The sequence below is a fragment of the Tardiphaga sp. vice304 genome, assembly GCF_007018905.1.
GTDB lineage: Bacteria > Pseudomonadota > Alphaproteobacteria > Rhizobiales > Xanthobacteraceae > Tardiphaga.
The window spans coordinates 3,404,573-3,430,108 of record NZ_CP041402.1; the positions used below are offsets into that span (position 1 = coordinate 3,404,573).

Consider the following 25,536-nt stretch of genomic DNA (forward strand, 5'->3'; position numbering starts at 1 on the left):
GGAATAGCGATCTTTTAGAGAAACCCGATCGAGATCCACGGAAAGATCGCCACAATGATTAATCCGGCCAGCAGCGCCAGCAGGTAGCCAAGGATCGGCCGGATGCCTTCCGCCGGATCGACTCGCCCGATGGCACAGGCCGCATAATACCCCACGCCGAACGGCGGCGCGAACAGTCCGATGCCCATCGCCAGGATCACGACCATCGCATAATGCACCTCGTGCACCCCGACGAGCCGGGCGATCGGGAACAGCAGCGGCCCGAACAGGACGATCGCCGGAATGCCCTCGAGCACGCTGCCGAGGATGATGAAGGCGACGATCGAAACCGCGATGAAGGTCGCGCCGCCGCCGGGCAGGCCGGTCATGGCGGCGGCCAGCGCGCGCGAAAAACCGGACTGCGTCAGACCCCAGGCCATGCCGGTCGCCGTGCCGATGATCAGCAGGATCGCGCCGGACAGGCACGCCGTGTCGATCAGCATCGGCATCAGCCGCTTCACCGGGAACTGGCGATAGATCAGCAGGCCGGCCAGCACCGCATAGACGATGCCGATGGTGGAGACTTCGGTGGCGGTGGCCACGCCCTCGACCACGGCGGCGCGGATCACGAACGGCAATGCGATGGCGGGCAGGGAGATGATAAAGGCTCGGCCGATCTCGCGGCCCGACGCCCGTGTGACGTGGCTTAGATCCTCGTCGCGGTAGCGCCACCACACCAGCGCGCCGAGCGTGATCGCCAGCACGACGCCCGGCAGCAGCCCGCCGGTGAAAAGCGCAGAGATCGACACGCCGGTGACCGATCCGATGGTGATCAGCACCAGGCTCGGCGGGATGGTTTCGGTCTGCGCGCCGGTCGCCGAGAGCAGGGCGACCAGATCGCCGGGCTTGGCGCCGCGCGCCTTCATTTCGGGGAACAGCACCGGGGCCACCGCGGCCATGTCGGCCGCCTTGGAGCCGGAAATCCCGGACACCAGATACATCGCGCCGATCAGCACATAATGCAGTCCGCCGCGGACATGGCCCAAAAGGCTGGCGAGAAACGCGACCATCGCGCGCGCCATGCCGGTCATCTCGATCAAGAGACCCAGGAACACGAACAGCGGCACCGACAGCAGGATCAAATGGCTCATGCCCTCGTCCATGCGACCGACCAGCACCATGATCGGCGTGTTGGTGGTCAGCGCCATGTAGCCGAAGATGGCCAGACCGAAGCCGAAGGCGATCGGCACGCCGGCGAACACGCACAGGCCGACCACGCCGACGAAGAAGATGATCAGGTTGAGATTGCCGAGTGTGCGCAGCAGCGGCTGCGCCAGCCAGAACGCGCCCATGATGGCGATCACCGTCGCCAGCGCCAACAGCATCGTGCGCCGGTCGCCGTAGCGGGCGAGGCGAAGCAGGGCGAACAATGCCATGATGGTGATGCCGACCGGCAGCGCGGCGGCGCGGAACGAGTTGGCGATCTGCAGCGCCGGCGTGGTGATGTAGCTTTCCTCATAGGCGTATTCGTAGGACGGCGCGACGATCATCAGCAGGAAGGCCAGCGCCGAGATGGTGGCGACGACATCGAGGAAAGCCCAAATCCGCGGCCCGGCCATGGCGACCAAAGCCGTCATCCGCATGTGCTCGCCGCGCCGGAACGCGACCGCCGAGCCCAGCATCGCCAGCCACAGGAACAGGATCGACGCCAGTTCGTCCGACCACACCAGTGGTCGGTGCACCACGTAGCGCGCCACCACTCCGGCGAACAAAATGATGATCTCGGCGACCACCAGCAGCGCGGCCGGCACCTCGACCAGCCGCGCCAGAATCGACTCCAGCGAGGTAAGGAACGCGCGCGGGCGAGGGACCTCCGCGGTCACCTCGCCCGCCTCCGGAGCCGCGATATCGGCATGGGCCATGAAGCGCTACGCCAGCTTGCCGACGGATTTCTCCAGCAGCTCCCACGCCTGCTCGCCGTATTTGCCCTTCCATTCCGCGTAGAACCCGGCCTGGCGCAGCTTGTCGCGGAACGGCGCCACGGTGGGCTGGTTGAAGATCAGGCCCTTGGCGGTCAGGTCCTCGCGCACGTTGGCGTTGAGCTTGGCGGTATCGACGCGCTCGTTGACCGCGGCGGCGTTGATGTTCTTGGCCACGATGGTGCGCAGGTCGGCCGGCAGTTTTTCCCAAGCGCGGCGGTTGGCGAGGAACCAGAAACCGTCCCACATGTGGTTGGTCATCGAGCAGTATTTCTGCACTTCGTACAGCTTGGCGGTGGAGATCAGCGCCAGCGGATTTTCCTGGCCCTCGACGACCCGCGTCTGCAGCGCGGAATACACTTCGCTGAAATTGATGGAGGCGGGCGACGCATCGAACGCCTTGAACATCGAGGTCCACAAAGGCGATACCGGCACCCGGATCTTGAAGCCCTTGAAGTCCTCGGGGCCATTGATCGGCCGCGACGACGACGTGGTCTGACGGAAGCCGTTGTCCCAGATCTTGTCCATCACAACGAGGTTCGCCTTGGTGATCTCGCCGCGCACATAGGCTCCGAGATCGCCGTCCATGGCCTTCCAGACGGTGTCGTAATCCGGGAACGCGAAGCCGATGCCGTTGATCGAGGCCGCCGGCACCAGGGTCGCCAGGATCAGGCCGGACAACGTGAAGAACTCGACGCCGCCGGAGCGGATCTGGCTCAGCATGTCGGTGTCGGAGCCGAGCTGGTTGTTCGGGAAAACCTGCAAATCGACGCGGCCCTGGGTCTCGGCCTTGATCGCCGCCGACATTTCGCGGGCGCGGACGTTGAGCGGATGGGTGTCGGGCAGGTTGTTGGCATATTTGTAGACGAATTCGGCGCTCTGGGCGCGCGCCACGAACGGCATGCCGACGCCACCCAGCACAGTCGCTGCGGCAGACGCTTTCAATATCGTACGACGTGAAATGCTCATGCGGATTCTCCCTGACTTTTATTGTTGGCTGGGATCTCAGGGATCCCTTGCTGTCTGGTCATCATGGTATCGATGAGCGGTCAAGTTGTTTCGGCTTTGGATGGTAGCCAGTCCGCCGTGGCAAGGTGGTCACGACGATGGCAACGCGCGCGATGCTGGCGCAGCGGCGTCGAACGCAGCCAGGCAGCGCCGGTGCCGAACCCATTCGGTGGTCAGCCATATGGACGGCAGCGGCGAGGCTGCCGCACGCAACGAGGCTGCAACCATTGGCTTTGTCCGCAATTTGAACTAAGTCCTTGAGATCATTTGAGGATAATATATTCCATAATATACCTTATGCGAATCCGGGATATGAACTTGCCGTTCTGCCCCGCCCGACACCCTCTTGTCAAAGCTCATGTCTGTTGCGCGGCTCGTGCCTGTCGTCGTCCGTCCGATGGCGTGGCACCGACCGGACAGACTGCATGCCGTAGCGGCCGCCGGCGTGATGCCACCGTTTCCGTACACGTGGCGTTTGGCGCGCGGCTACTGCCGAACCGCCGACAGCGGTGACGAGTGATGATGCAAAATCATCCAGCGGCCCTCGCGCCTCACAACAACCATCGTGAACCGCGACGGTCGCGGCGCATCGTTTTCCGCAGCTCTGGCGAAACGATAAAATCCGGTTCCAACGACGGCGTTCTGGTCCAGGACGATGGTGCGTCTCTCCACGATCGTATTTTTTCGTCCGCTGCCGGGAAGGTCCTTGAAGTACTCTTTGATGGCGTCGCGCCCTTCCGAAATCACAGGACTGGTGGTGCCGAGCAAGACCGCGTCCGCGGCATAGAGATCCAGCAATCCCGCAGTGTCATTCGCGCTGTATTTCGCAGACCATTGGTCGATCACCGCGTTGGCCTCGTCAGCGGCCCCTGCAGCAGCGGTGGTCGCGGATGCCAGCGATATCAGCAAGGCCAATCCATGTCGTTGCATCGTCCTCTCCGTGGAAATGGATAGGGAAACTTCTACAGTTCCATCATATCACGTATTGACAGGAATTTGAGGATGGCTTCGCGGATCGCGCGCAAAGTCATGCCACCCGCCGCGTGGTCACCTGTCGTGCCCATACCAGGCCGCCTGCCCGCGCTCGCTCGGTCCGTTTACAGATGCCCGGAGCGCTCGGGCTTTCTGTCAGTCGGCTGAAAGCGGACCGTCGTGCCGACCGTGATCCAGTCGGCGTTTTCGCCGGTGATGTTGTGGCCGTAGATCACGTCGATGGAAAAGATCTCGTTCGGTCGGTAACGAATGCCGGTCTGCAATTTGGGCTGCACGACGCTGCGAATTTCGGATGGGCCGGCCTGCCCGTACATCTCGATCGTGTACTGGAACAGATCGGTCAGCTTCCAGTCGAAGCCGATGCCATAAGTCAGATAATGCCGATCGACGGTGCGGTCCCACAGCCAGCCGGCATTGAGATTGATCCGCATGACTTCCGACAGCCGGTAGGTCGCCGGGATTTCCGCGAACAGCGCCGTGGTCTGGCCGGTCTGGGCGTCAAAAGCGACGCTGCCCAGCGCCGAGACGCCGAATTTGCCAATTCCGGTCGGGATCAGGTTGATCTTGGCCTTGGGCGTGACGCTGGTGCCCCAGTCGCCGTCGGCACGAAACCGGTTGGTCAGTACGCTGAGTTCGACCGGGCGCACGATTTCCGCCACGCAGGACGGATTGGCGACGGCCGAAAAATCCGAATTCGTGGCGGTAGCGAGCCAGCTCTCGACCTTGCAGCTACCAACGTCGGAAATATCCGCGGCGTCCACGGCATAGGCGCCGTTGGCGGCGTGCGCGGCGCCGGCGCCGGCCAGCATCACGGCAAGGGTCGCAAGCGCCGGCAATCGTGATCTTGAGTACGCCATTCGCTAGCACTAGCTTAGTCCACAAAAGACGCCAGCTCTATTTGCACCCTAGCGTATGCAACGCACAGCGGGCTTTACGCCGCGGTTGCCGAATACTCACGCCAGCCCTTGGCGCGCAACTCGCAGGCTGGGCACTGGCCGCAGCCGTAACCCCAGTCGTGCAGGGCGCCCCGCTCGCCGAGATAGCAGGTGTGGGAATGCTCACGGATCAGGTCAACGAGGCCCTGCCCGCCAAGTTCATCGGCCAGCGCCCAGGTCGCCGCCTTGTCGCGCCACATCAGCGGCGTGTGCAGATGGAATTGCCGGTCCATGCCGAGGTTGAGCGCCTGCTGCAGCGCGCGGATGGTGTCGTCGCGGCAGTCGGGATAGCCGGAATAGTCGGTCTCGCACATGCCGCCGATGATGTGCGTGATGCCGCGGCGATAGGCCAGCGCCGCCGCAAAGGTCAGAAAGACGAGGTTACGGCCGGGCACGAAGGTGTTGGGCAGGCCGCCTGCCCCCATCTCGATCGCGACGTCGCGCGTCAGCGCGGTGTCGGAGATCACGCTCAGCGTCGGGATATCCAGCGTGTGGCTGTCGCCGAGCTTGGCCGCCCAATCGGGATCAAGCGCGCGCAGGCCGTCAAGCAGCTTTTCGCGGCTGTCGAGTTCGATCAGATGGCGCTGGCCATAGCTGAAACCCAGCATCTCGACGCGGGCAAAGCGCGCCAGCGCCCAGGCCAGGCAGGTGGCGGAATCCTGGCCGCCGGAGAACAGCACCAGGGCGGTTTGGTCGGGGAATGTGTCGGTCATGGCGAACTTGTAGCCCGGATGGAGCGAAGCGCAATCCGGTCCACGATGACTTTTACTTCTGCCTGCGGCATACCGGACGGGTCTTCCCCCAGCTTCGGTGCCTCATGACCCCTTCCCGCGATATTGCCGGCCTGATCGACATCATGGCGCGGCTGCGCACCCCCGTCACCGGTTGCCCGTGGGACCTCGAACAGAACTTTGCCAGCATTGCGCCGTACACCATCGAGGAAGCCTATGAGGTCGCCGACGCCATAGCGAGGCACGATCTTGGCGATCTCTGCGAAGGGCTCGGCGACCTGCTATTGCAGGTGGTGTTTCATGCCCGCATGGCCGAGGAGCAGAATGCGTTTGCGTTCGGTGACGTCGTCGAGGCGATCACGCGAAAAATGATCCGGCGGCATCCGCATGTGTTTGCCGACAAGGACGGCAAGCTCACGCCGGCGGAGGTGAAAGGCGCGTGGGCGCGGATCAAGGCCGAGGAGAAGGCGGAACGCGCGGCGCGGCAGCCAGCGGGCAAGGCTGCGCCCTCCTCCTTGCTCGCCTCGATCAAGGCCGGGCAGCCGTCGCTGACCCAGGCGATGGCGTTGCAGCGGAAAGCGTCCAGCGTCGGCTTCGACTGGAACGACCCGCGTGCGGTGCTGGCAAAGATCCGCGAAGAGGCCGACGAGATCGAGGCCGCGCTCGATCGTGGCGATGCGCAAGAAGTCGCGGCCGAGACCGGCGACCTGATGTTCGCGCTGGTCAATCTCGCGCGCCATGTCGGCGCCGATCCCGATCTCGCACTGCGCGGCACAAATGTGAAATTCGAGCGCCGCTTCGGCTATATCGAACAGGCGCTGGCGGCGCAGGGCCGCACGCTGCAGGATGCGTCGCTGCAAGAGATGGATGCGTTGTGGGACGAGGCGAAAAAGACCGAGGCTGTCGTCCCGGCCGGGTGAGCGAGACTAGATTGCAACTACACTTCAGCTAATTTTGTGTAGCGCGAGGCCAGTGGTCTCCCTCCCCCTTGCGGGGAGGGTCGGCCGAACGAGCGATGATGCGATAGCATCATCGAGAGTGGAGGCCGGGGTGGGGGTTGCCACGGGCGACGGCGCTTGTGGCACCCCCACCCGACCCGGCTTCTCTTCGTTGCGCCGGGCTACCCTCCCCGCAAGGGGGGAGGGAAAAGAAAGAGCCGCCACCGCTCGCACTGTTGCGAGCAAACTTTACTACGATCAAAAGCAAGCCGTGCTTACGCCGTCGCGTCATCCACCGGATGCAGCACGGCGCCGAACTTGTTCATGACGATGTCACGCTTGGTCTCGTCGACCCGCACAACCATGTCGAACTGGCCTTCGTGCAGCTCCTTCACCAGTACTTCGGCGTTGCGATGCAGCCAGCTTACGCCGGCGCCGTCGGAAGCATCGACCGACAGGTCGAGCGTGATGCGCGTCGCGGCCAGTCGGGTCTCGATCGCCGCCAGCAATTCATCAACGCCCTCGCCGGTTTCCGCCGAGACCAGGAAGCACGGCTTCTCCGGCGGACGGCGGGCGGCGATGTTGGCGATGTTCTCGCGCTGATCGGCATCGAAGCGGTCGATCTTGTTCCAGACTTCCAGGATACGTTCGCTGGCGTCGGTGTCGATGCCGAGTTGCCGCAGCACCTTGTCGACGTCGCTCTGCTGCGCGTCCGCATCCTCATGCGCGATGTCGCGGACATGCAGGATGATATCGGCTTCCAGCACCTCTTCCAGCGTGGCACGGAATGCGGCCACGAGTTGCGTCGGCAGGTTGGAGATGAAGCCGACCGTGTCCGACAGCATCGCCTTGCCGCCATGCGGCAGCGTCAACGCGCGCAGCGTCGGGTCCAGCGTCGCGAACAGCATATCCTCGGCGGTGACGTCGGCATGCGTCAGACGGTTGAATAGCGTCGACTTGCCGGCATTGGTGTAGCCGACCAGCGCCACCACCCGATATGGCACGCGTTGCCGCCCGGCACGGTGCAGCCGGCGCGTCGCCTGAACCTTCTTGATCTCGTTCTCGATGCGCGTGATGCGATCGCCGATCAGGCGACGATCGGCCTCGATCTGGGTCTCGCCGGGGCCGCCCATGAAGCCGAAGCCGCCGCGCTGGCGCTCCAGATGGGTCCAGGACCGCACCAGACGGCTGCGCTGGTAATTGAGATGGGCGAGTTCGACCTGCAGCGTGCCCTCCTTCGTCTTGGCGCGGCGGCCGAAGATTTCCAGAATGAGGCCGGTGCGGTCGAGCACCTTGGTGTTCCATTCCTTCTCGAGGTTGCGCTGCTGGATCGGCGACAGAGCGCAATCCATTACCACCAGCTCGATGTCGTGGCCGGTTATCAGGCCGAGAATTTCCTCGACCTTGCCCTTGCCGAGATAGGTCGCGGGGCGGATCTGGCCGAGCGGCGCCGCCACGGCTTCGGCGATGGTCAGGCCGATGGCACGGGCGAGGCCAGTGGCTTCCTCGAGCCGCGCTTCGGAATCGCGGACATGGCTGTCCGCCTGCGTATCGGCATTGCCGCGCCGTTCCCGCAGATAGGGACCGATGACAACCACCCGTCCCGTCGATTCACCCGGCGCCGGCCGTGGTCGGTCGGCAGCCCCATCGAAGCTTTTATGTTCCAATTAAATCAATCTCACGTTGGTGCATCTTCGCCGCCTTCGAACAACTGAATCGGTGCACCCGGCATGATGGTCGAAATCGCGTGCTTGTAGACAAGCTGCGAATGGCCATCGCGACGGAGCAGCAGACAGAAATTGTCGAACCATGTGACGATCCCCTGAAGCTTCACTCCGTTCACCAGAAAGATCGTCAAAGGCGTTTTTGTTTTGCGAACGTGATTGAGGAACGTGTCTTGTAGGTTTTGTGCGCGGTCGGCCGCCATTGTTTTTATCCCGCAGTCTGATTGCATCTTTTATTTTTAAACCAGGCCCGCCCTCTACGGGGCATCTCCTCGCTGCCGTGCTTTCCCCTGAGATCCCCCTCCGGGCACACGACGAAATGATTAGATGGCAGGCGCGCTTTTTAGGCAAGTCAGAACAGTTGGCGCCGGCCCAAAACCCGGTCAATTCTCAGGAAATGGCCGCAAACTTATGGAATTCCTCACGCAACCGCTTGGCAATACCGCCCGGCTTGCCGTCGCCGATGGCGTGGCCGTCGATGTTGACGACGGGCATGACGATCTGGGAAGCCGAGGACACGAAAGCCTCGGTTGCGTGATACGCCTCGTCCGGCGTGAAATTGCGCTCTTCCAGCGTTAGTTGCATCGCTGCCAGCACGTCGATCAGCACCGCGCGGGTGATGCCGGCGAGAATGCCGGAGGTAGCCGTGCGGGTCACGACCTTGCCGTCTTTGGTCACGATCCAAGCATTGCACGAGGCGCCCTCGGTGACGAATCCGTTGCCGTCGACGTACCAGGCCTCATAGGCGCCCTTGTCGCGCGCTTCCTGGCGCGCCAGCACGTTGGGCAACAGGCCCACGGTCTTGATATCGACCCGCGGCCAGCGATTCTCGGCGGTGGTGATGACCTTCACGCCGCGCTCGGCCTGGGCCTGGTTCCTGGCGAAATTCAGCGACTTGGCGGTGACGACCAAGCTGGGCTTCACTTCGGGCGCCGGAAAGCCGTGGTCGCGATGCGCGACGCCGCGCGATATCTGCAGATAGACGATGCCGTAGCGGATGCGGTTGCGGCGGACCACCTCCTGCATCACGACCTTGAGCGAGGCCAGCGGCATCGCTTCGGCGATCCGCAATTCGCGCAATGAGCGCTGCATCCGCGCCATGTGTCGAGGGAAATCGACCATCTTGCCGCCGACGATCTCGCAGACCTCGTAGATGCCGTCGGCGAACTGGTAGCCGCGGTCCTCGACGTTGACGGCGGCGTCGCGCAGAGGGGTGTAATGACCGTTCACATAGGCAATGCGCGACATGGGACTTCCCGTTGATGGCTGGTGCGATGGTGGGATGCGATGGTGGGAGTGGTGTTTAACCGACGCCGAGGGCCTTGAGCTTGCGGTGCAGCGCCGAGCGCTCCATGCCGACGAATTCGGCAGTGCGTGAGATGTTACCCGAGAACCTCGAGATCTGCGCGATCAGATAATCGCGCTCGAACACTTCGCGGGCTTCGCGCAGCGGCAGGCCCATGATGTGCTCGCCATTATTGCTGGTCGGCATCGACGGCACCATCGAGCCGACATCCTGCGGCAGCATGTCGGCGGTGATGATCACCTCCGGGCCGCCGCCGGCGAGAATCATGACACGCTCGACGTTATTGCGGAGCTGGCGGACATTGCCGGGCCAGACGTGCGATTGCAGCACGGCCATCGCGTCCTGACCGATCTGGCGCTTGGGTAGACCCGTGGCGACCGAGATCTGCTCCATGAAATATTCGATCAGATCCGGAATATCCTCGCGGTGCTCGGACAAAGGCGGCACCCGGATCGGGACCACGGACAGCCGATGATAGAGGTCCTCGCGGAAACGACCCTCCGCGATCTCTTCCTCGAGATTACGCGCGGTCGAGGAAATGATGCGGACGTCGACATGCACCTTGGTGGTGCCCCCTGCCCGCGTGAAGGTCTGATCGACAAGGACGCGAAGAATCTTGTTCTGGGTCTCGCGCGGCAGATCGCCGATTTCGTCGAGGAACAGCGTGCCGCCATGGGCCTCTTCGAGCGCGCCGGCCTTGCGCGCCTGTTCGCCGTTCGACTGCTCGATGCCAAACAGTTCGAGCTCCATCCGCTCCGGCGTGATCGCCGCCGCATTGATGACGACGAACGGGCCTTCGGAACGCTGGGAGGCGTTGTGCAGCGTGCGCGCGGCCAGTTCCTTGCCGGCGCCGGAGGGGCCGACGATCAGGATGCGGCTGTTGGCCTTGGCGGCGCGATCGATGGTCTGGCGCAACTGGTTCATCGCGGCGGAACGGCCGGTCAGCGAGCTCGCCACCGGCGCCAGTTGCTTCAGCTCCTTGACCTCACGCTTCAGCCTGGAGGTTTCCAGCGCGCGGTTGGCGACCAGGATCAGCCGGTCGGCCTTGAACGGTTTTTCGATGAAGTCATAGGCGCCGCGCTTGATCGCCGCGACCGCGGTCTCGATGTTGCCGTGGCCGGAGATCATCACGACCGGCAATTCGGAGTGGTCGCGCTTGATCTGCTCAAGCAGTTGCAGCCCGTCGAGCTTGCTGCCCTGCAGCCAGATGTCGAGGAATACCATATTGGGCCGGCGATTGGAGATTTCGCCGAGCGCCGAATCGCTGTCGCGCGCCGTGCGCGTGGAGAATCCCTCGTCGTCGAGAATGCCCGCGACAAGGTCGCGGATGTCGGCTTCGTCATCGACGATCAGAATGTCATTGGCCATGATTCAAGCTCTGTCTGTCAGCTGCCGGAGACGGTTTCGGGTGTTGGTTTGTTCGCTGGCGGCGCTTCAGGTTCGGTGGCTTCGGCGTCCGGCTTTTGCCCCGAAATCGCAAACCGCAATCGCATCCAGGCGCCGCGGGCGCCCGGACGAATGTTCGAGGCGTCGTTGAGTTCGATTCGGCCGCCGTGATCTTCCAGCACCCGACCCACGATTGCCAGCCCGAGGCCGGTGCCCTTCTCGCGGGTCGTGACATAGGGCTCCAGCAGCCGCGAGCGGCTGACGGTCGGCAGGCCGATGCCATTGTCGATCACGTCAATCACGATGTCTTCGTTCTCCCTGAAAGCGATGACCTCAATGCGACCCTTTCCGAGCGTTTCCGCGGGCACCACCTCGATCGCCTCGGTGGCGTTCTTGATGATGTTGGTCAGCGCCTGCGAGATCAGCCGGCGGTCGAATCGCGCCCGCATCGGCTCGTCCCGGATTTCGGTCTCAATCTCGACGTCGGGATGGCCGACGCGCATCAGGAACACGACCTGGCGCACGGTGTCGGCGACGTCCTCGCCCTCGATCACCGGCTTCGGCATCCGCGCAAACTTCGAGAATTCATCGACCATGCGCCGGATGTCGTCGACCTGGCGGATGATGGTGTCGGTGCATTGCTCGAAGATCGCCTTGTCGGCGATAATCACCTTGCCGAATTTGCGCTTGATGCGCTCGGCCGAGAGCTGGATCGGCGTCAGCGGGTTCTTGATCTCGTGCGCGATGCGGCGGGCGACGTCGGCCCAGGCCGAGGTGCGCTGCGCGGACACCAGTTCGGTGATGTCGTCCAGCGTGATGATGTAGCTGTCGCGCGACTGGCTGGTCTGTTCGGCGCTGATCCGCACCGACAACACGCGTTCCTGGCTGTCGCGGGTAATCGTGATCTGGCCCTGCACCAGCCGCTGCGAGCCCTCGCGCGCATTTTGCATCATCTCGTCGAGCTCGGGCACCACCTCCGACAGCGAATGGCCGAGCGTCTCGGACTCCGAATGGCCGATCAGCTTTTCGGCGGAGCGGTTGAGAATGCCGACCCGGCCTGCCCCGTCGACGCCGATGATGCCGGCGCTGGCCGACGACAGCACCGCCTCGATGAAACGGCGGCGGCTGTCGATGACGTCGGAGGCGGACACCAGTTCGTCGCGCTGGGTGCGCAACTCCTGGGTCATCGTGTTGAAGGTCTCGCCGAGATGGGCAAGGTCGCCCTCCGACTGGATCACCGGCACCTGGACATGCAGGTCGCCGGCCGATACCGCATTGGCCGCGCCCATCAGGCGGCGGATCGGCGCCACCAGCCAGTTGGCGAAATTCAGCCCGATCAGCACCGCGGACATCAGCACCGTCAGGGCGATCACGGTGAACATCAGCACGAAGGCGACCTGGATGCCCAGGCGCCGCGCCTCGATGTCGGCATATTCGGCGACGCTGGCCTGGGTCTGCCGCAGTTGCGCGACGACGCGGGGGTCGAGAAGCCGCGCCACGTAGAGAAACGTGTCGTCGAAGGCGCGCAGCCGGATCACGGCAGCGACATAATTCGCCTCGATGAACACCGCGATCTGCGGCTCGCTGTCATCGACGTTCTTGAGAAACTCCGGCGCCGGCGTGGTGAACGCCTGTTTCATGCCGGTATTGGCGGGCTCGATCAGATTGCTGTCCTTGTCGAGGATCATTGCCCCCGGCAAATTGCGCGACGCGGCGCTGGCTTTCAGCACGCTGAGAAAGGTGCCGCGGTCCTGGTCGAACAGCGGCCGCGCCAGCGAGATGTCGTTGGCCATGCCGAGAATGTCGCCGCGGATCAACTGCGCGTGCTCGTGCAAATAGGCATTGGCGACGATCAGCGAATTCTGGATCACCGCACGCGTCGGCCCGGAGAACAGCCGGTCAAGGCCGCGGTCCAGCGTGACGTTGGCGACGATCGACACCAGCACCGCAGGAATCACCGCGATCACCGAGAACAGGCTGACGATCTGGACATGCAGCCGTGCCGCGGCGCGACCGCGGCGGCGGGCCTGCACGACTTTCCAGACCTCGCGGGCAATGATCAGCAGCAGCAGGAAGACGGTGCCGGCATTGATCAGCAGGAAGGTGACCACCACCTCGTGGGTCGGCGAGATCGGCGCCAGACCGTTCAGCACCACGAAGGTCAGGAACGCCGACAATAGCGCCAGCACGACGGCGGCCGGCACGAACCATCGGCGCAGCGGTGACCGCCGCGGCTCCGTCGCCGACAATGGATCGGCGGGGGCCGGCGTTGCGGCGCCGGTCATCATGTTTGCGGACGTTGCTGCGCTGGTCATTCCGGAATTTTGGTGAGCGTGAACGCCTGGCCGCTATCGATGCACCGACAGCGCACTGATGCAATCGTACAACATTGTTGCTCAATTACGACAATTCCACGGCGCGCGAAAGCCGCGAAAAACGCCCTTGCGGGGTTTCTCATGGCTTTCGGATGGAAGAGTTCGAGCGAAATCGACTACCCCCCCGTGCGATACACCTGAATGTCGAGGTCTCGAATCTTCTTGCGCAGGGTGTTGCGGTTCAGACCAAGCAGATCGGCGGCGCGGATCTGGTTGCCGCGCGTCGCCGCCAATGCGGCGGTGAGCAGCGGCACTTCGATCTCGCGCAGGATGCGGTGATAGAGACCCGGCGGCGGCACGCCGTTCGGGAAGCTGCCGAAATGCGTGGCGAGATAGACCTCGACCGCGCCGCCCAGATTATCGACGCTGGTCTGCTGGCTGCCGCCGGCCACCACCGCCGGCGGCGCCAGTTCACCGTCGATCACGGAGGCCGTGATGACGTCCTGCGGATACAGCGCGGCGAGACGCCGGGCGAGATTCTCCAGCTCGCGGATGTTGCCGGGCCAGCGGTGCTGTTTCATCCGCTCCAGCGCCAGCGCATCGAGCTTCTTCGGCGGCAGGCCATCCTTTTCGGCCAGCGCGAAGAAGTGCCGGATCAGGTCGGGAAGGTCCTCGATACGTTCACGCAAAGGTGGAAGACGCAGCGGCACCACGTTGAGACGAAAGAATAAATCTTCGCGGAACAGGCCCTGCTGGATCAGGATGCGCAGGTCCTTGTTGGACGCCGCTACGATACGCACGTCGGTCTTGATCGGGGTGCGACCGCCAACCGTGGTATACTCGCCCTGCTGCAGCACGCGCAGCAGGCGGGTCTGCGCCTCCATCGGCATGTCGCCTATTTCATCGAGGAACAGCGTACCGCCCTCGGCCTGCTCGAAGCGGCCGGAGGCGCGCTGGTTGGCGCCGGTGAAGGCGCCGCGCTCGTGACCGAACAGTTCGGATTCGATCAGGTCGCGCGGGATCGCCGCCATGTTGACGGCGACGAACGGGCCGTTGCGGCGCTTGCCGTAATCATGCAGGGCGCGCGCCACCAGTTCCTTGCCGGTGCCGGACTCGCCGGAGATCATCACCGTCAGATCGGTCTGCATCAGCCGCGCGAGGACGCGGTAGATTTCCTGCATCGCGGGCGAGCGGCCGACCAGCGGGATCGAGTCGAACTCGCCGTCGTCGGCATGGCTGGCGACGCGCTCCTTCGGCTCGGCCAGCGCGCGGCCGACAATCGCGATCAGCTCCTTGAGGTCGAACGGCTTCGGCAGATATTCGTAGGCGCCGCGCTCCGAGGCGCGGATCGCGGTCATGAAAGTATTCTGCGCGCTCATCACGATGACCGGCAGGTTCGGCCGCATCTTCTTGATCCGCGGCAGCAAATCGAAAGCGTTCTCATCTGGCATCACCACGTCGGTGATCACCAGATCGCCCTCGCCCTGGCTAACCCAGCGCCACAGCGTGGCGGCGTTCCCGGTCAGGCGGACCTCGTAACCGGCGCGCGAGAGAGCCTGATTCAGGACGGTGCGGATGGCGGTATCGTCATCCGCAACCAGAATACTACCTGCAGCCATTACTTAGTCCTCATCGTGCATCATGTGAGGTGTGCGCCGATGTCGCCGGGACATCGCCGTTGCTCGGATCAAGGTTCTTGTCATCAAACTGCTTGGCAGGATTGTACATCGGCAGCAGCACCCGGAACGTCGTCTTTCGCGGTTGCGATTCGCATTCGATGATCCCGCCATGGTCGCCGACGATCTTCGCAACCAATGCAAGACCCAGGCCGCTTCCGGTGGGCTTTGTCGTCACAAAGGGATCGAACAGGTTCGGCAGCAGGTCTTCCGGCACGCCAGGCCCGTTGTCCTTGACGCAGAACTCCAGCGGCAGCGAGACGCGCGACTTCTTGCCGGGCACCGAGAGCCGCACGCCCGGCCGAAACGCGGTGGTAAGTTGAATCTCGCCGTCATGGCCGAGTTCGGCAACCGCCTCGGCGGCGTTCTTGACCAGGTTGAGAAACACCTGAATCAGCTGGTCCTGATTGGCCAGCACCGGCGGCAGCGACGGGTCGTAGTCCTCGATGAAACGGATGTTGCGCGCAAAGCCGGACTGCGCGAGGCGCTTCACGTGGTCGAGTACCGAATGGATGTTGACCGGGCCGCGGGCCACCGGGCGGTCGTCGCCGAACACTTCCATGCGATCGACCAGCGTGACGATGCGGTCGGCCTCGTCGCAGATCAGCCGCGTCAGCATGCGGTCTTCGGACGATGCCGCCTGCTCCAGAAGCTGCGCGGCGCCGCGGATGCCGGACAAGGGGTTCTTGATCTCGTGCGCCAGCATCGCCGCAAGTGCGATCACCGAGCGCGCCGCGCTGCGATGGGTGAGCTGGCGGTCCATCTTGTCGGCAATGGTGCGCTCCTGCAGCATCACCACGATATGGCCGGGGCGCTCCGTCAGCGGCGCGACGTGCAGATCGACCTGGCGGTCGCGGCCGATCCGCGGCGTGCCGAGATCGACCTTGAACTCATTGACCGGCGAGTTGCTGTCACGAACCTGTTCGATCAGCGCCAGAAGCGGACTGCCGAACGGCACCAGCTCCTTCAGCGACTGGCGCCGCAGGAACTGGGCAGAAATCTCGAAGAAGGATTCGGCGGCCATGTTGGCATCGACAATCTTCCCGTCGGGAGCGATCAGCAGTACCGGATTGGGCAAGGCGTTGAGAATAGCCTCGCTGTCGCCCGGTAAGGGACGGCGGCCTGCAACGGCGGTCATGCGGCGGCACTCCATGCAAAATCGGTATAGGCCTCGTCGAGTAGCCGATGCACGGCGGCGGGATTTTCCGAGGTCAGGATGGTCTGCTTCCAACGCTTCAGCACGGCCTCCGGCGCGAGCTGCGTGATCGCGGCGGCGTCCAGCGACCAGCCGAGATGTTTTCGCGCGTGACGCAGGCCGATGTGGACGCCGTAATGGCTGAGAATGTCGTCATAGAGCCGACGGATATAGCCGAGCTGCACCGTGAGCGTCGGCGCAGGCTCCGCCACCCCGGTCTCAAACTGCCGCGCGATCTGGCCGGGCAGCCAGGGCCGCCCATAGGCGCCCCGCCCCACCATCACGGCATCGGCGCCGGACATTTCTAGCGCGGTGACCGCGCTGTCGTGGGAGGTGATGTCACCGTTGACGATAAGCGGAAGCGCGATCGCTTCGCGCACCGCGCGGACGGCGCCCCAGTCGGCCTCGCCCTTGTAGAACTGGCAGCGGGTGCGGCCATGCACGGTAATCAGTTGCACGCCGGCCAGCTCGGCGCGACGCGCCAGCTCCGGCGCGTTGATCGTGTGGTCGTCCCAGCCGAGCCGCATTTTCAGCGTGACCGGCACCTTGACGGCCGCGATCGTCGCCTCGATCAGCTTCAGCGCGTGGTCGAGGTCGCGCATCAGCGCCGAGCCGGACTGACCGGTGCCACCGGTCACCTTGCGGGCCGGACAGCCCATGTTGATATCGACGATGTCGGCGCCGGAAGCCTCGGCGATCCGCGCGCCTTCGGCCATCCATCGCGCCTCGCAGCCGGCCAACTGCACGACATGCGGCCCGAGCCCGGTGGCCTCGCAGCGCAGGACCGAGGACGGCTTGCCATTCACCAGATCGGCGCTAGCGGTCATTTCTGATACGACCAGCCCGGCGCCGAGCTCGGCCACGAGCCGGCGAACCGGCACATCGGTGATCCCCGTCATCGGTGCCAGCAAAACGCGGTTGCCGATCTCGATGTCGCCTATGCGCAATGGCTGATGGGCATGCGGGGCGGTGGTCAATGACCTGCTCGTCGTTCTCTGCGTCCGCTACATTGCGAACAAGGGGCATAATGCGCACGTTTGTTGTGCAGTCAACTACCTTGCCTACAGTTTAGACAGGTCTGTTGCTTTTGCAAGTGCAGCGCAGCAATGCGTAATTAATGGCCCACGAGAATGTAATCTTACTGCAGGCGCGGCGGCCCGTGCTATGGGCTGTGCGCCTCCTGCTTACCCCTCAATCAGCTGAATAAAATGACCGAAACCCTGAAAACTGCTGCCATTATCGTTGCCGCCGGCCGTGGCCTCCGTGCCGGCTCGGGCGGCCCCAAGCAATATCGCAGCATCGCCGGCCGCACGGTGATCTCACGGGCAATGGAGCCCTTTTGCGGGCACCCCGACGTGTTCGCGGTGCAGCCGGTGCTCAATCCCGACGACACGGTGATGTTCAACGAGGCAGTGGCCGAACTGCATTACCAGCCGCCGACCGCCGGCGGCGCGACGCGGCAGGCCTCGGTTCATGCCGGCCTGGAGGCGCTGGCCGGCCACGCGCCGGATATCGTGCTGATCCATGACGCCGCGCGTCCGTTCGTCACCCCGGCCCTGATTGCGCGTGCCATCGCAGCGGCGACGCAGACCGGCGCGGCGGTGCCTGCGGTGCCGGTGACCGACACCATCAAGCAGGTCGGCGACACCGGCCATGTCGAGGCGACGCCGGAGCGGGCGCGCTTGCGTATCGCGCAGACACCGCAGGCGTTTCGTTTCGATGTCATCCTTGAGGCGCATCGTCGGGCCGCGCGCGAAGGTCGCGACGATTTCACCGACGACGCCGCACTCGCCGAATGGGCGGGATTGACGGTGGCAACCTTTGAAGGCGATGTTGCAAACATGAAGCTCACCACACCGGAAGATTTTGTACGCGAGGAAGCCCGCCTCGCGGCGGCCCTCGGCGATATCCGCATGGGCACCGGCTACGACGTGCACGCCTTCGGCGACGGCGATCATCTGATGATCTGCGGCGTCCGCGTGCCGCACACCCGCGGCTTCCTGGCGCATTCCGACGGCGACGTCGGCCTGCATGCGCTGGTCGATGCGATCCTCGGCGCGCTGGCGGATGGCGACATCGGCTCGCACTTTCCGCCGTCTGACGACAAGTGGAAGGGGGCTGCCTCCGACGCCTTCCTGAAATACGCCGTCGAGCGCGTCACCGCGCGTGGCGGGCGCATCAGTAATCTCGAAGTGACGCTGATCTGCGAACGGCCGAAGATCGGCCCGCTGCGCGACGCGATGCGTGCGCGCATCAGTGAGATCACCGGCGTGGCGCTGTCCCGCGTCGCAGTGAAGGCGACCACCAGTGAGCGGCTCGGCTTCACCGGCCGCGAGGAAGGCATCGCCGCGACCGCGGCGGCCACCATCCGCCTTCCCTGGACGGAATGACATGAGCGGCAGCGATCCCAGGGCCCTGTCGCGCGCGCTGCTGGATCTCTGCCGCGGCCGCAAGCTGACGATCGCGACCGCCGAATCCTGCACCGGCGGCCTCGTCGCCGCGGCGCTGACGGAGATCCCAGGCTCATCCGACGTGATCGACCGCGGCTTCGTCACCTACTCCAACGACGCCAAGCGCGCGATGCTGGGGGTCAAGGCGACCACGCTTGAGAGCTTCGGCGCGGTCAGCAAGGAGACCGCGATGCAGATGGCGGTCGGCGCGCTGGAAGAAGCCGACGTCGATCTGGCGGTCTCGATCACCGGCATCGCCGGCCCCGGTGGTGCGACGCCCGGCAAGCCGGTCGGCCTCGTGCATTTCGCCGTCGCTGCGCGCGACGGCCGCATCGTTCACAAGGAATGCCGCTTCGGTGCGATCGGCCGCAGCCAAGTGCGCGCGCGCTCGGTGCTGGAAGCGTTGCGGATGCTGACCGAACTGGCGCGTGGGCCAAAACCGGCAGCGAAGAAGCGCGCGGTCGCAGGTCTCGCGCAGCCGCGTGTGGCGCGATCGCCGCGGCGCACGGCGGTGAAGCGACGGCTGGTGAAAGCGCCGGTCAAGCCGAAGCCAGCGAAGTAACACCGCGCTCTCGGCCGTCGTCCCGGCGAACGCCGGACGACGAGAGTTTAGGTCGTCGCCGGCGAGCGCTTCACGCCGTACACCTGATCGGCGCGCTTCTCGAACGCCGACGACAGACGCTGGAACGCGGTATCGAACATCGTGCCCATCAGCATGCCGAGCATGCGGCTCTTGAATTCATAGGAAATGAAAAAGCCGACATCGCACTCGGTCTCGGACCGCGGCTCGAACGTCCAGCGGTTCTCGAGATGGCTGAACGGACCCTGCAGATACTCCACCAGGATCCTGCCGCCGACGCGATCGAGCGTGTTGCGGGTACTGAACGTCTCGCGGACCAGTTTGAACGACACCGTCATGTCGGCAATGACGACCTCGGTGCCATCCGGCTTGGGCGTGCGCTGCCGGATCTTCAGCGATTTGCACAGCGGCACGAATTCCGGATAGCGCTCACAATCGGCGACGAGGTCGAACATCTGGGCCGCGCTGTGGTGGACGCGGCGCTTGTTTGAAAACTGCGGCATGGCGAATTCAGCGCTTCAAGGCCGCGCGGGCGGCCTGCAACTTGGCGAAATCATCGCCGGCGTGATGCGACGAGCGCGTCAGCGGGCTGGCCGATACCATCAGGAAGCCCTTGGTATAGGCGACCTTTTCATAGCCCGAAAACTCGTCCGGCGTGACGTAGCGCGACACCACGTGGTGCTTGAGCGTCGGCTGCAAGTACTGGCCGATGGTCAGGAAATCGATGTCAGCCGAGCGCATATCGTCCATCACCTGCAGCACCTCGGGGCGCTCCTCGCCAAGACCGACCATGATGCCGGACTTGGTGAAGATGGTGGCGTCGAGCTCCTTGACCTTCTGCAGCAGGCGCAGCGAATGGAAGTAGCGCGCGCCCGGACGCACCGTCAGATATTGCGACGGCACGGTTTCCAGGTTGTGATTGAACACGTCCGGCTTGGCTTCGACCACGATTTCCATCGCGCCCGGCTTGCGCAGGAAGTCCGGCGTGAGAATCTCGATCGTGGTGGTCGGGCATGCCGCACGGATCGCCTTGATCGTCTGCGCAAAATGTTCGGCGCCGCCATCGGCGAGGTCGTCGCGATCGACCGAAGTGATGACGACGTGATGCAGCCCGAGCTTCGACACCGCGAGCGCGACATGCTCGGGCTCGGCTGCGTCGAGCGCGCCCGGCATCCCGGTCTTGACGTTACAGAACGCGCAGGCGCGGGTGCAGGTGTCGCCCATGATCATGAAGGTGGCGTGCTTCTTCTGCCAGCACTCGCCGATATTCGGGCAGCCGGCCTCTTCGCACACGGTAACGAGGCCGTTTTCCTTGACGATCTTACGGGTCTCGCCATAGCCGCGGCTGGTCGGCGCGCGGACCCGGATCCAGTCCGGTTTCTGCGGCGAAAACGCATCCGGCCGGTTCACCTTTTCGGGGTGACGCGGGCGCAACGGGGTGTGGGAGACGGTATCGAGGACGACGACCATAAACTGTCCAATCTGGCTGACGCTCTAGCTAGTCTGCCGGGCACGTTCCCGCAACCCGCTCTCGCCTTGCGCAGCATTGCATCCTAGCATACCGGGCAGAATGGCTCAAAAACCTGGATCAAAAACAAAGTTGCTCGGCCCTGCCCTGACGCGCGATTTCTTCGACCGCAGCGTCCACGAGGTGGCGCCCGAGCTGGTCGGCGCCACGATGCTGTTCGGCGGCGCCGGCGGCACCATCGTCGAGGTCGAGGCCTATCACCACACGGATCCCGCCTCGCACTCCTACGTCCGCCGGACCCCGCGCAACGGCGTAATGTTCGGCCCGCCCGGCTTTGCCTATGTCTATCGCTCCTACGGCATCCATTGGTGCGTCAATTTCGTCTGCGAGGCGGAGGGATCAGCCAGCGCGGTGCTGGTCCGCGCGATCCAGCCGGAGGCCGGCATCCCGGCCATGCAGCTTCGCCGCGGGCTGCAGGATGTGAGGTCGCTGTGCTCGGGGCCGGGCAAATTATGCGCGGCGCTCGGCATCACCGGCGCCCACGACGGCGCGCCGCTGGATCGCAAGCCGTTCGCGCTTAATGCCCGGCAGGCCGAACCGCAGATGGTGATCGGCGTGCGAATCGGGATCACCAAGGGCGTCGAGCTGCCATGGCGCTTCGGGCTGAAGGGCTCACGGTTTTTCAGCAGGGCGTTTCCGAAAGCGCCAAATCTGTAGGGTGGGCAAAGGCGCTCTTGCGCCGTGCCCACCGCCCATCGATCGAGCGCCGACGTAGGGTGGTGGCGCGCTACGCTTTGCCCACCCTACAACGAGCCCAGCATTACACCGCGCCCTTCAGGCGCTCCATCGCCTCCAGCACCTTGGCCTTGCGCGCCACGGCCTCAGCGCGCTTTTCCTTTTCTTCCTCGACGATTTCTTCCGGCGCGTTGGCGACGAATTTCTCGTTCGAGAGCTTGGCATCGACGCGCTTGATGTCGGCCTCGGCCTTCGCTAGCTCCTTAGCGAGGCGGGCTTGTTCGGCGCCGAGGTCGATCACACCGATCAGCGGCAGGGCGGCCACTTCACCGCGGATCAGAAGCTGCACTGCGCCGTCCGGGGCGCGGTCGGCGAACGAAATCTCACCGAGCCGGGCGAGCCGCTTCATCACGTCGCTCCAGCGCAGCGCGCGGGAGTGGGTCTCGGCGGAAGCGCCGACCAGCACCAAGGGTGTGAGCGTCGCCGGCACGATGTTCATCTCGGAGCGCACCGAACGCACCGCGGTGACGAGGTCCACCACCCAGCCGATCTCGGCCTCGGCAGCGTCATCCTTGAAATCGGCCTGCAGTTCGGGCTCGGCGAGCATGATCGGCACCAGCAGCGGGTCGCTGGACGCCGACGAAATAATCAGCGCCTCCTGCTCCACGGTGAGGCCGCGCGGCTTCAGCGGCCACGGTGCCAGCGCCAGCAGGCCCGAGCGCGGCGCGGTCACGGCCCACAGCTCTTCGGTGATGAAGGGCATGAAAGGATGCAGCAGCTTCAGGATCTCGTCGCGCGCCCAGGCGACCATGGCGCGGGTCTCGGTCCGGGCGGGACTGCCCTCGCCCATCATGACGGGCTTGGCGAGTTCGATGTACCAGTCGCAATACACGTTCCAGACGAAGCGATAGGCGGCGCCCGCGGCATCGTTGAAGCGATACGCCTCGATCGCCTCGGTGACCTCGCGCGTGGCGCGCGCGGTCTCGTGCGCGATCCAGCGGTTGACGACTTCGGTCGCCTTGGTCGGCTCAAACCCCGGCGGCACGAAGCACTCGTTCATCTCGGCGAAGCGGCAGGAATTCCACAGCTTGGTCGCGAAGTTGCGGTAGCCTTCGACGCGCTGCGTCGCCAGCTTGATGTCGCGGCCCTGGGCGGCCATCGCGGCCAGCGTGAAGCGCAGCGCATCGGCACCGTACTGGTCGATCAGCTGCAGCGGGTCGATGACGTTGCCTTTCGACTTCGACATCTTGGCGCCCTTCTCGTCGCGGACGAGGGCGTGCATGTAGACGGTCGGGAAAGGCACTTCCTTCATGAAATGCAGGCCGAACATCATCATCCGGGCAACCCAGAAGAAGATGATGTCGAAGCCGGTGACCAGCACGTTGGTCGGGTAGTAGCGCTCGACGTCGGTGGTGTCGTCGGGCCAGCCCAGCGTCGAGAACGGCCACAGCGCCGACGAGAACCAGGTGTCGAGCACGTCCTCGTCGCGCGTGATGAAGCCTTCGCGCAACGCCGGATCCAGCGCCATGTCATGGCCCTGCTCTGCCGTGATCACTTCCTGCTCGACATAATAGCCGAGCGCATTGCCGACGGCCTCTTCTTCGGTTTCGGCGACGAACACACGGCCGTCCGGGCCGTACCAGGCCGGGATCTGATGGCCCCACCACAGCTGGCGCGAGATGCACCACGGCTGGATGTTCTCCATCCACTCGTAATAGGTCTTCTCCCAGTTCTTCGGCACGAACTCGGTCGCGCCCGAGCGCACCGCGGCGATCGCCGGCTGCGCCATCGTCTTGGCGTCGACATACCACTGGTCGGTGAGATAGGGCTCGATCACGACGTTGGAACGATCGCCATGCGGCACCGCATGGGTGTGCGGCTCGATCTTTTCGAGGAAGCCGAAATCCTCCAGCCGCGCCACAATGCTCTTGCGCGCGACGAAACGATCGAGGCCGTGCAGCTCGTCGACCAGTTGCTCGGAGCCGACTGGCAGGCCGCGCAGATAGTCCTCGTTGTCGACGAGCGCTATCTTGCCTTCGATATCGAGGACGTTGATCTGTGGCAGGTTGTGACGGCGGCCGACCTCGAAGTCGTTGAAGTCGTGCGCCGGCGTGATCTTCACCGCGCCGGAGCCCTTCTCCGGATCGGAATATTCGTCGGCGACGATCGGGATCAGGCGACCGACCAATGGCAGCACGACGTGCTTGCCGATCAGATGGGTGTAGCGCTCGTCGTCCGGATTCACCGCCACGGCGGAATCGCCCAGCATCGTCTCCGGCCGCGTGGTGGCGACGACGATGAACGAGGTCGGATCTTCCGGATTGAAGGTCTTGCCTTCCAGCGGATAGCGCAGGTGCCAGAGGTGACCCTTGACCTCGATCTGCTGTACTTCGATGTCCGACACCGCGGTCAGCAGCTTCGGGTCCCAGTTCACCAGGCGCTTGTCCTTGTAGATCAGGCCCTCGCGGTGCAGCTGCACGAATACTTTGACGACGGCTCGCGACAGGCCCTCGTCCATCGTGAAGCGCTCGCGCGACCAGTCGCAGGAGGCGCCAAGGCGCTTCAACTGGTTGACGATGACGCCGCCGCTCTCGGCCTTCCACTGCCAGACACGCTCAAGAAACTTCTCGCGGCCCATGTCGCGGCGGCCGGGCTCCTTGCGCTCCATCAGCTGGCGCTCGACCACCATCTGGGTCGCGATCCCCGCATGATCGGTGCCGGGCTGCCACAGCACGTCGCGACCGCGCATCCGCTCGAAGCGGCACAGGATGTCCTGCAGGGTGTTGTTGAGCGCGTGGCCCATATGCAGCGAGCCGGTGACGTTCGGCGGCGGGATCACGATCGTATAGGGCTGGGCGTCGACGCGGTCGGCGCGGCCGGCCTTGAACGCGCCGGCCTGTTCCCAGGCGGCGGCCATGCGGCTTTCAATATCGGCGGGCTGATAGGTCTTTTCGATCATGACAATGCAATCAGGTCAGGAGTTTGGGCGCGTTGGCAGAGGCGCATGCCTAGACCGCTAGAAACCCGCCGTCACGGGTCAAGTCAACAGCAGGCTGCCAATGCGCGTCGGCTACGCGCAGCCCCCTCACCCGGATTGCTTCTCAATCCGACCTCTCCCCAACGGGGAGAGGTGACAGAGCGCCATCGCCAATATCCAGGTTGGACGGATTACCGCCCGCCGCGCGAAACGCGCTCGATCTCGGCCTTGACGATGCGCTCGACCAGACCCGGCAGATTGTCGTCGAGCCAGGATTTCAGCATCGGCCGCAGCATCTCCTTGACGAGATCCTCCAGCGTCCGCGCATTGTTGCTGAGCACGGTGTTGGCCAGCGTGTGGAAGGCGGATTCCACCGCGGACACGGTGGTCTGCGACAGCATCTGCGCCGACGGCTGCTGCGGCGCGTCGTAGGACGGCGGATCGAACATCGGCGTGCGAGGCCGCTCGGCGGGAGCGGCCACCGCTTCCGCGAATTCGAGGTCGTCCTGCAGTTCGACGCGCTGGAAGGACGGTGCCGGCTCGGGCTCGGGCTCGGGCTCGGGCAGCACCATCTCGTCGGTCAGTTCGAACACTTCGGGCTCGGGCTCGGGCGGCTGAACCTCTTCTTCGGCCGGAGCGGAGTCGAAGCCGGCGAGCATCGCGTCGATGTCGTCCTGGCTGTTGCTCGCCGCAGGCGCCGGCATCGGCGGCGGTGCCGGCTTCGGCGCGACCGGTGCCTTGGCGGCCGCTGCCTGGGCGGCGGGATTGACCGACGGCGGGATATTGCTCATGGCGGGCTTCGCTGCAGGTACTGCCGCCGGCGGCGCCGGCTTCGGCGCGGCGGCTGTCTCCGCCACAGCCGGCTTGGCTTCGTCGTCGGCGATGATCCGCCGGATCGACGCCAGAATCTCCTCCATCGAGGGTTCCTGGACCTTTGCAGGCTGCGTCATTTCCGACTCCGCATCATCAACGCTCTCAAAGTATTACACCAGACGGGCCCGTCTTTGGCGGTTCTCGCTGGCGAAGGCGGAGTTTTCATGTCGCGCGCCCGACTTGTCCCCAGATCAGGCGCCGCCGATCGCAGAGACAGCCACGTCACGCCATCACACTACGAATCGTTCTGTCACCTCGGGAAAAGGTACGTCATCGCAACAATCGATT

The 25,536-nt window shown here is 64.5% G+C and carries 21 protein-coding genes; 4 read left to right on the forward strand and 17 right to left on the reverse strand.

All coding sequences use genetic code 11. The features are described from left to right. Window positions 1-14 precede the first annotated feature (14 nt). The 5 genes from FNL56_RS16120 to queC all read right to left on the reverse strand — a co-directional run bounded on the left by FNL56_RS16120 (window position 15) and on the right by queC (window position 5,607). The gene (locus FNL56_RS16120) at window positions 15-1,901 is read right to left on the reverse strand and encodes a TRAP transporter large permease (RefSeq protein ID WP_143578005.1); all 1,887 of its coding nucleotides are present in this window, start codon (window positions 1,899-1,901) and stop codon (window positions 15-17) included. A 6-nt stretch (window positions 1,902-1,907) separates the two neighbouring features. Beyond that, on the reverse strand, window positions 1,908-2,927 hold the full coding sequence (locus FNL56_RS16125) for a TRAP transporter substrate-binding protein (RefSeq protein ID WP_143573963.1): 1,020 nt from the start codon (window positions 2,925-2,927) through the stop codon (window positions 1,908-1,910). Between the two features lie 525 nt (window positions 2,928-3,452). Continuing rightward, the gene (locus FNL56_RS16130) at window positions 3,453-3,875 is read right to left on the reverse strand and encodes an SgcJ/EcaC family oxidoreductase (protein ID WP_168202949.1); all 423 of its coding nucleotides are present in this window, start codon (window positions 3,873-3,875) and stop codon (window positions 3,453-3,455) included. A 188-nt stretch (window positions 3,876-4,063) separates the two neighbouring features. After that, the gene (locus FNL56_RS16135) at window positions 4,064-4,768 is read right to left on the reverse strand and encodes a hypothetical protein (RefSeq protein WP_441351303.1); all 705 of its coding nucleotides are present in this window, start codon (window positions 4,766-4,768) and stop codon (window positions 4,064-4,066) included. Between the two features lie 122 nt (window positions 4,769-4,890). Then, complete coding sequence (queC, locus tag FNL56_RS16140) at window positions 4,891-5,607, reverse strand: 7-cyano-7-deazaguanine synthase QueC (protein ID WP_143573966.1); 717 nt, start codon at window positions 5,605-5,607, stop codon at window positions 4,891-4,893. A gap of 104 nt (window positions 5,608-5,711) precedes the next feature. On the opposite strand from queC, the gene mazG reads away from it, so the two are divergent. After that, window positions 5,712-6,545 carry a nucleoside triphosphate pyrophosphohydrolase gene (mazG, locus tag FNL56_RS16145; RefSeq protein WP_143582140.1) on the forward strand — a complete coding sequence of 278 codons (834 nt, stop codon included), beginning with the start codon at window positions 5,712-5,714 and terminating at the stop codon, window positions 6,543-6,545. A gap of 293 nt (window positions 6,546-6,838) precedes the next feature. Here the strand turns inward: mazG and hflX are convergent, their stop codons facing one another. The 8 genes from hflX to dusB all read right to left on the reverse strand — a co-directional run bounded on the left by hflX (window position 6,839) and on the right by dusB (window position 17,142). Further along, window positions 6,839-8,230: a GTPase HflX gene (hflX, locus tag FNL56_RS16150; protein ID WP_143573968.1), complete on the reverse strand. Its 1,392-nt coding sequence runs from the start codon at window positions 8,228-8,230 to the stop codon at window positions 6,839-6,841. An 11-nt stretch (window positions 8,231-8,241) separates the two neighbouring features. Further along, entirely contained in the window at window positions 8,242-8,490 is a 249-nt protein-coding gene (gene hfq, locus FNL56_RS16155; RefSeq protein ID WP_143573969.1) for an RNA chaperone Hfq, read from the reverse strand. Window positions 8,491-8,677: 187 nt separating this feature from the next. After that, window positions 8,678-9,535, reverse strand: coding sequence for a D-amino-acid transaminase (locus FNL56_RS16160; protein ID WP_143573970.1), 858 nt, complete (start codon window positions 9,533-9,535; stop codon window positions 8,678-8,680). Between the two features lie 55 nt (window positions 9,536-9,590). Then, window positions 9,591-10,961, reverse strand: a complete 1,371-nt coding sequence (gene ntrX / locus FNL56_RS16165) for a nitrogen assimilation response regulator NtrX (RefSeq protein WP_143573971.1) — start codon at window positions 10,959-10,961, stop codon at window positions 9,591-9,593. Between the two features lie 17 nt (window positions 10,962-10,978). Next, complete coding sequence (locus tag FNL56_RS16170) at window positions 10,979-13,264, reverse strand: sensor histidine kinase NtrY-like (protein ID WP_143578597.1); 2,286 nt, start codon at window positions 13,262-13,264, stop codon at window positions 10,979-10,981. A 206-nt stretch (window positions 13,265-13,470) separates the two neighbouring features. Beyond that, window positions 13,471-14,913 carry a nitrogen regulation protein NR(I) gene (ntrC, locus tag FNL56_RS16175; protein WP_143573972.1) on the reverse strand — a complete coding sequence of 481 codons (1,443 nt, stop codon included), beginning with the start codon at window positions 14,911-14,913 and terminating at the stop codon, window positions 13,471-13,473. A gap of 10 nt (window positions 14,914-14,923) precedes the next feature. Then, a complete protein-coding gene (locus FNL56_RS16180; RefSeq protein ID WP_143573973.1) occupies window positions 14,924-16,108 on the reverse strand; it encodes a two-component system sensor histidine kinase NtrB in 1,185 nt (394 codons plus the stop codon). Then, window positions 16,105-17,142, reverse strand: coding sequence for a tRNA dihydrouridine synthase DusB (gene dusB / locus FNL56_RS16185; RefSeq protein ID WP_246661453.1), 1,038 nt, complete (start codon window positions 17,140-17,142; stop codon window positions 16,105-16,107). The genes FNL56_RS16180 and dusB overlap by 4 nt, the downstream gene beginning before the upstream one ends. Window positions 17,143-17,373: 231 nt before the next feature. On the opposite strand from dusB, the gene FNL56_RS16190 reads away from it, so the two are divergent. Beyond that, a complete protein-coding gene (locus tag FNL56_RS16190; protein WP_143573974.1) occupies window positions 17,374-18,555 on the forward strand; it encodes a bifunctional 2-C-methyl-D-erythritol 4-phosphate cytidylyltransferase/2-C-methyl-D-erythritol 2,4-cyclodiphosphate synthase in 1,182 nt (393 codons plus the stop codon). A 1-nt stretch (window position 18,556) separates the two neighbouring features. Further along, the gene (locus FNL56_RS16195) at window positions 18,557-19,177 is read left to right on the forward strand and encodes a CinA family protein (RefSeq protein WP_143573975.1); all 621 of its coding nucleotides are present in this window, start codon (window positions 18,557-18,559) and stop codon (window positions 19,175-19,177) included. Window positions 19,178-19,224: 47 nt separating this feature from the next. Here the strand turns inward: FNL56_RS16195 and FNL56_RS16200 are convergent, their stop codons facing one another. Both FNL56_RS16200 and lipA read right to left on the reverse strand, forming a co-directional pair. Beyond that, window positions 19,225-19,698 carry a type II toxin-antitoxin system RatA family toxin gene (locus FNL56_RS16200; RefSeq protein WP_143573976.1) on the reverse strand — a complete coding sequence of 158 codons (474 nt, stop codon included), beginning with the start codon at window positions 19,696-19,698 and terminating at the stop codon, window positions 19,225-19,227. 7 nt (window positions 19,699-19,705) lie between these two features. After that, window positions 19,706-20,665 (reverse strand): lipoyl synthase, encoded by a 960-nt coding sequence (lipA, locus tag FNL56_RS16205; RefSeq protein WP_143573977.1) that lies wholly within the window; start codon window positions 20,663-20,665, stop codon window positions 19,706-19,708. Between the two features lie 100 nt (window positions 20,666-20,765). Between lipA and FNL56_RS16210 the strand changes: the two genes are divergently transcribed. After that, entirely contained in the window at window positions 20,766-21,380 is a 615-nt protein-coding gene (locus FNL56_RS16210; RefSeq protein ID WP_143573978.1) for a DNA-3-methyladenine glycosylase, read from the forward strand. A gap of 103 nt (window positions 21,381-21,483) precedes the next feature. Here the strand turns inward: FNL56_RS16210 and FNL56_RS16215 are convergent, their stop codons facing one another. Both FNL56_RS16215 and FNL56_RS16220 read right to left on the reverse strand, forming a co-directional pair. Next, complete coding sequence (locus FNL56_RS16215; protein WP_143578007.1) at window positions 21,484-24,357, reverse strand: valine--tRNA ligase; 2,874 nt, start codon at window positions 24,355-24,357, stop codon at window positions 21,484-21,486. 209 nt (window positions 24,358-24,566) lie between these two features. Beyond that, window positions 24,567-25,325 carry a PopZ family protein gene (locus tag FNL56_RS16220; protein ID WP_143573980.1) on the reverse strand — a complete coding sequence of 253 codons (759 nt, stop codon included), beginning with the start codon at window positions 25,323-25,325 and terminating at the stop codon, window positions 24,567-24,569. Window positions 25,326-25,536: the final 211 nt, after the last annotated feature.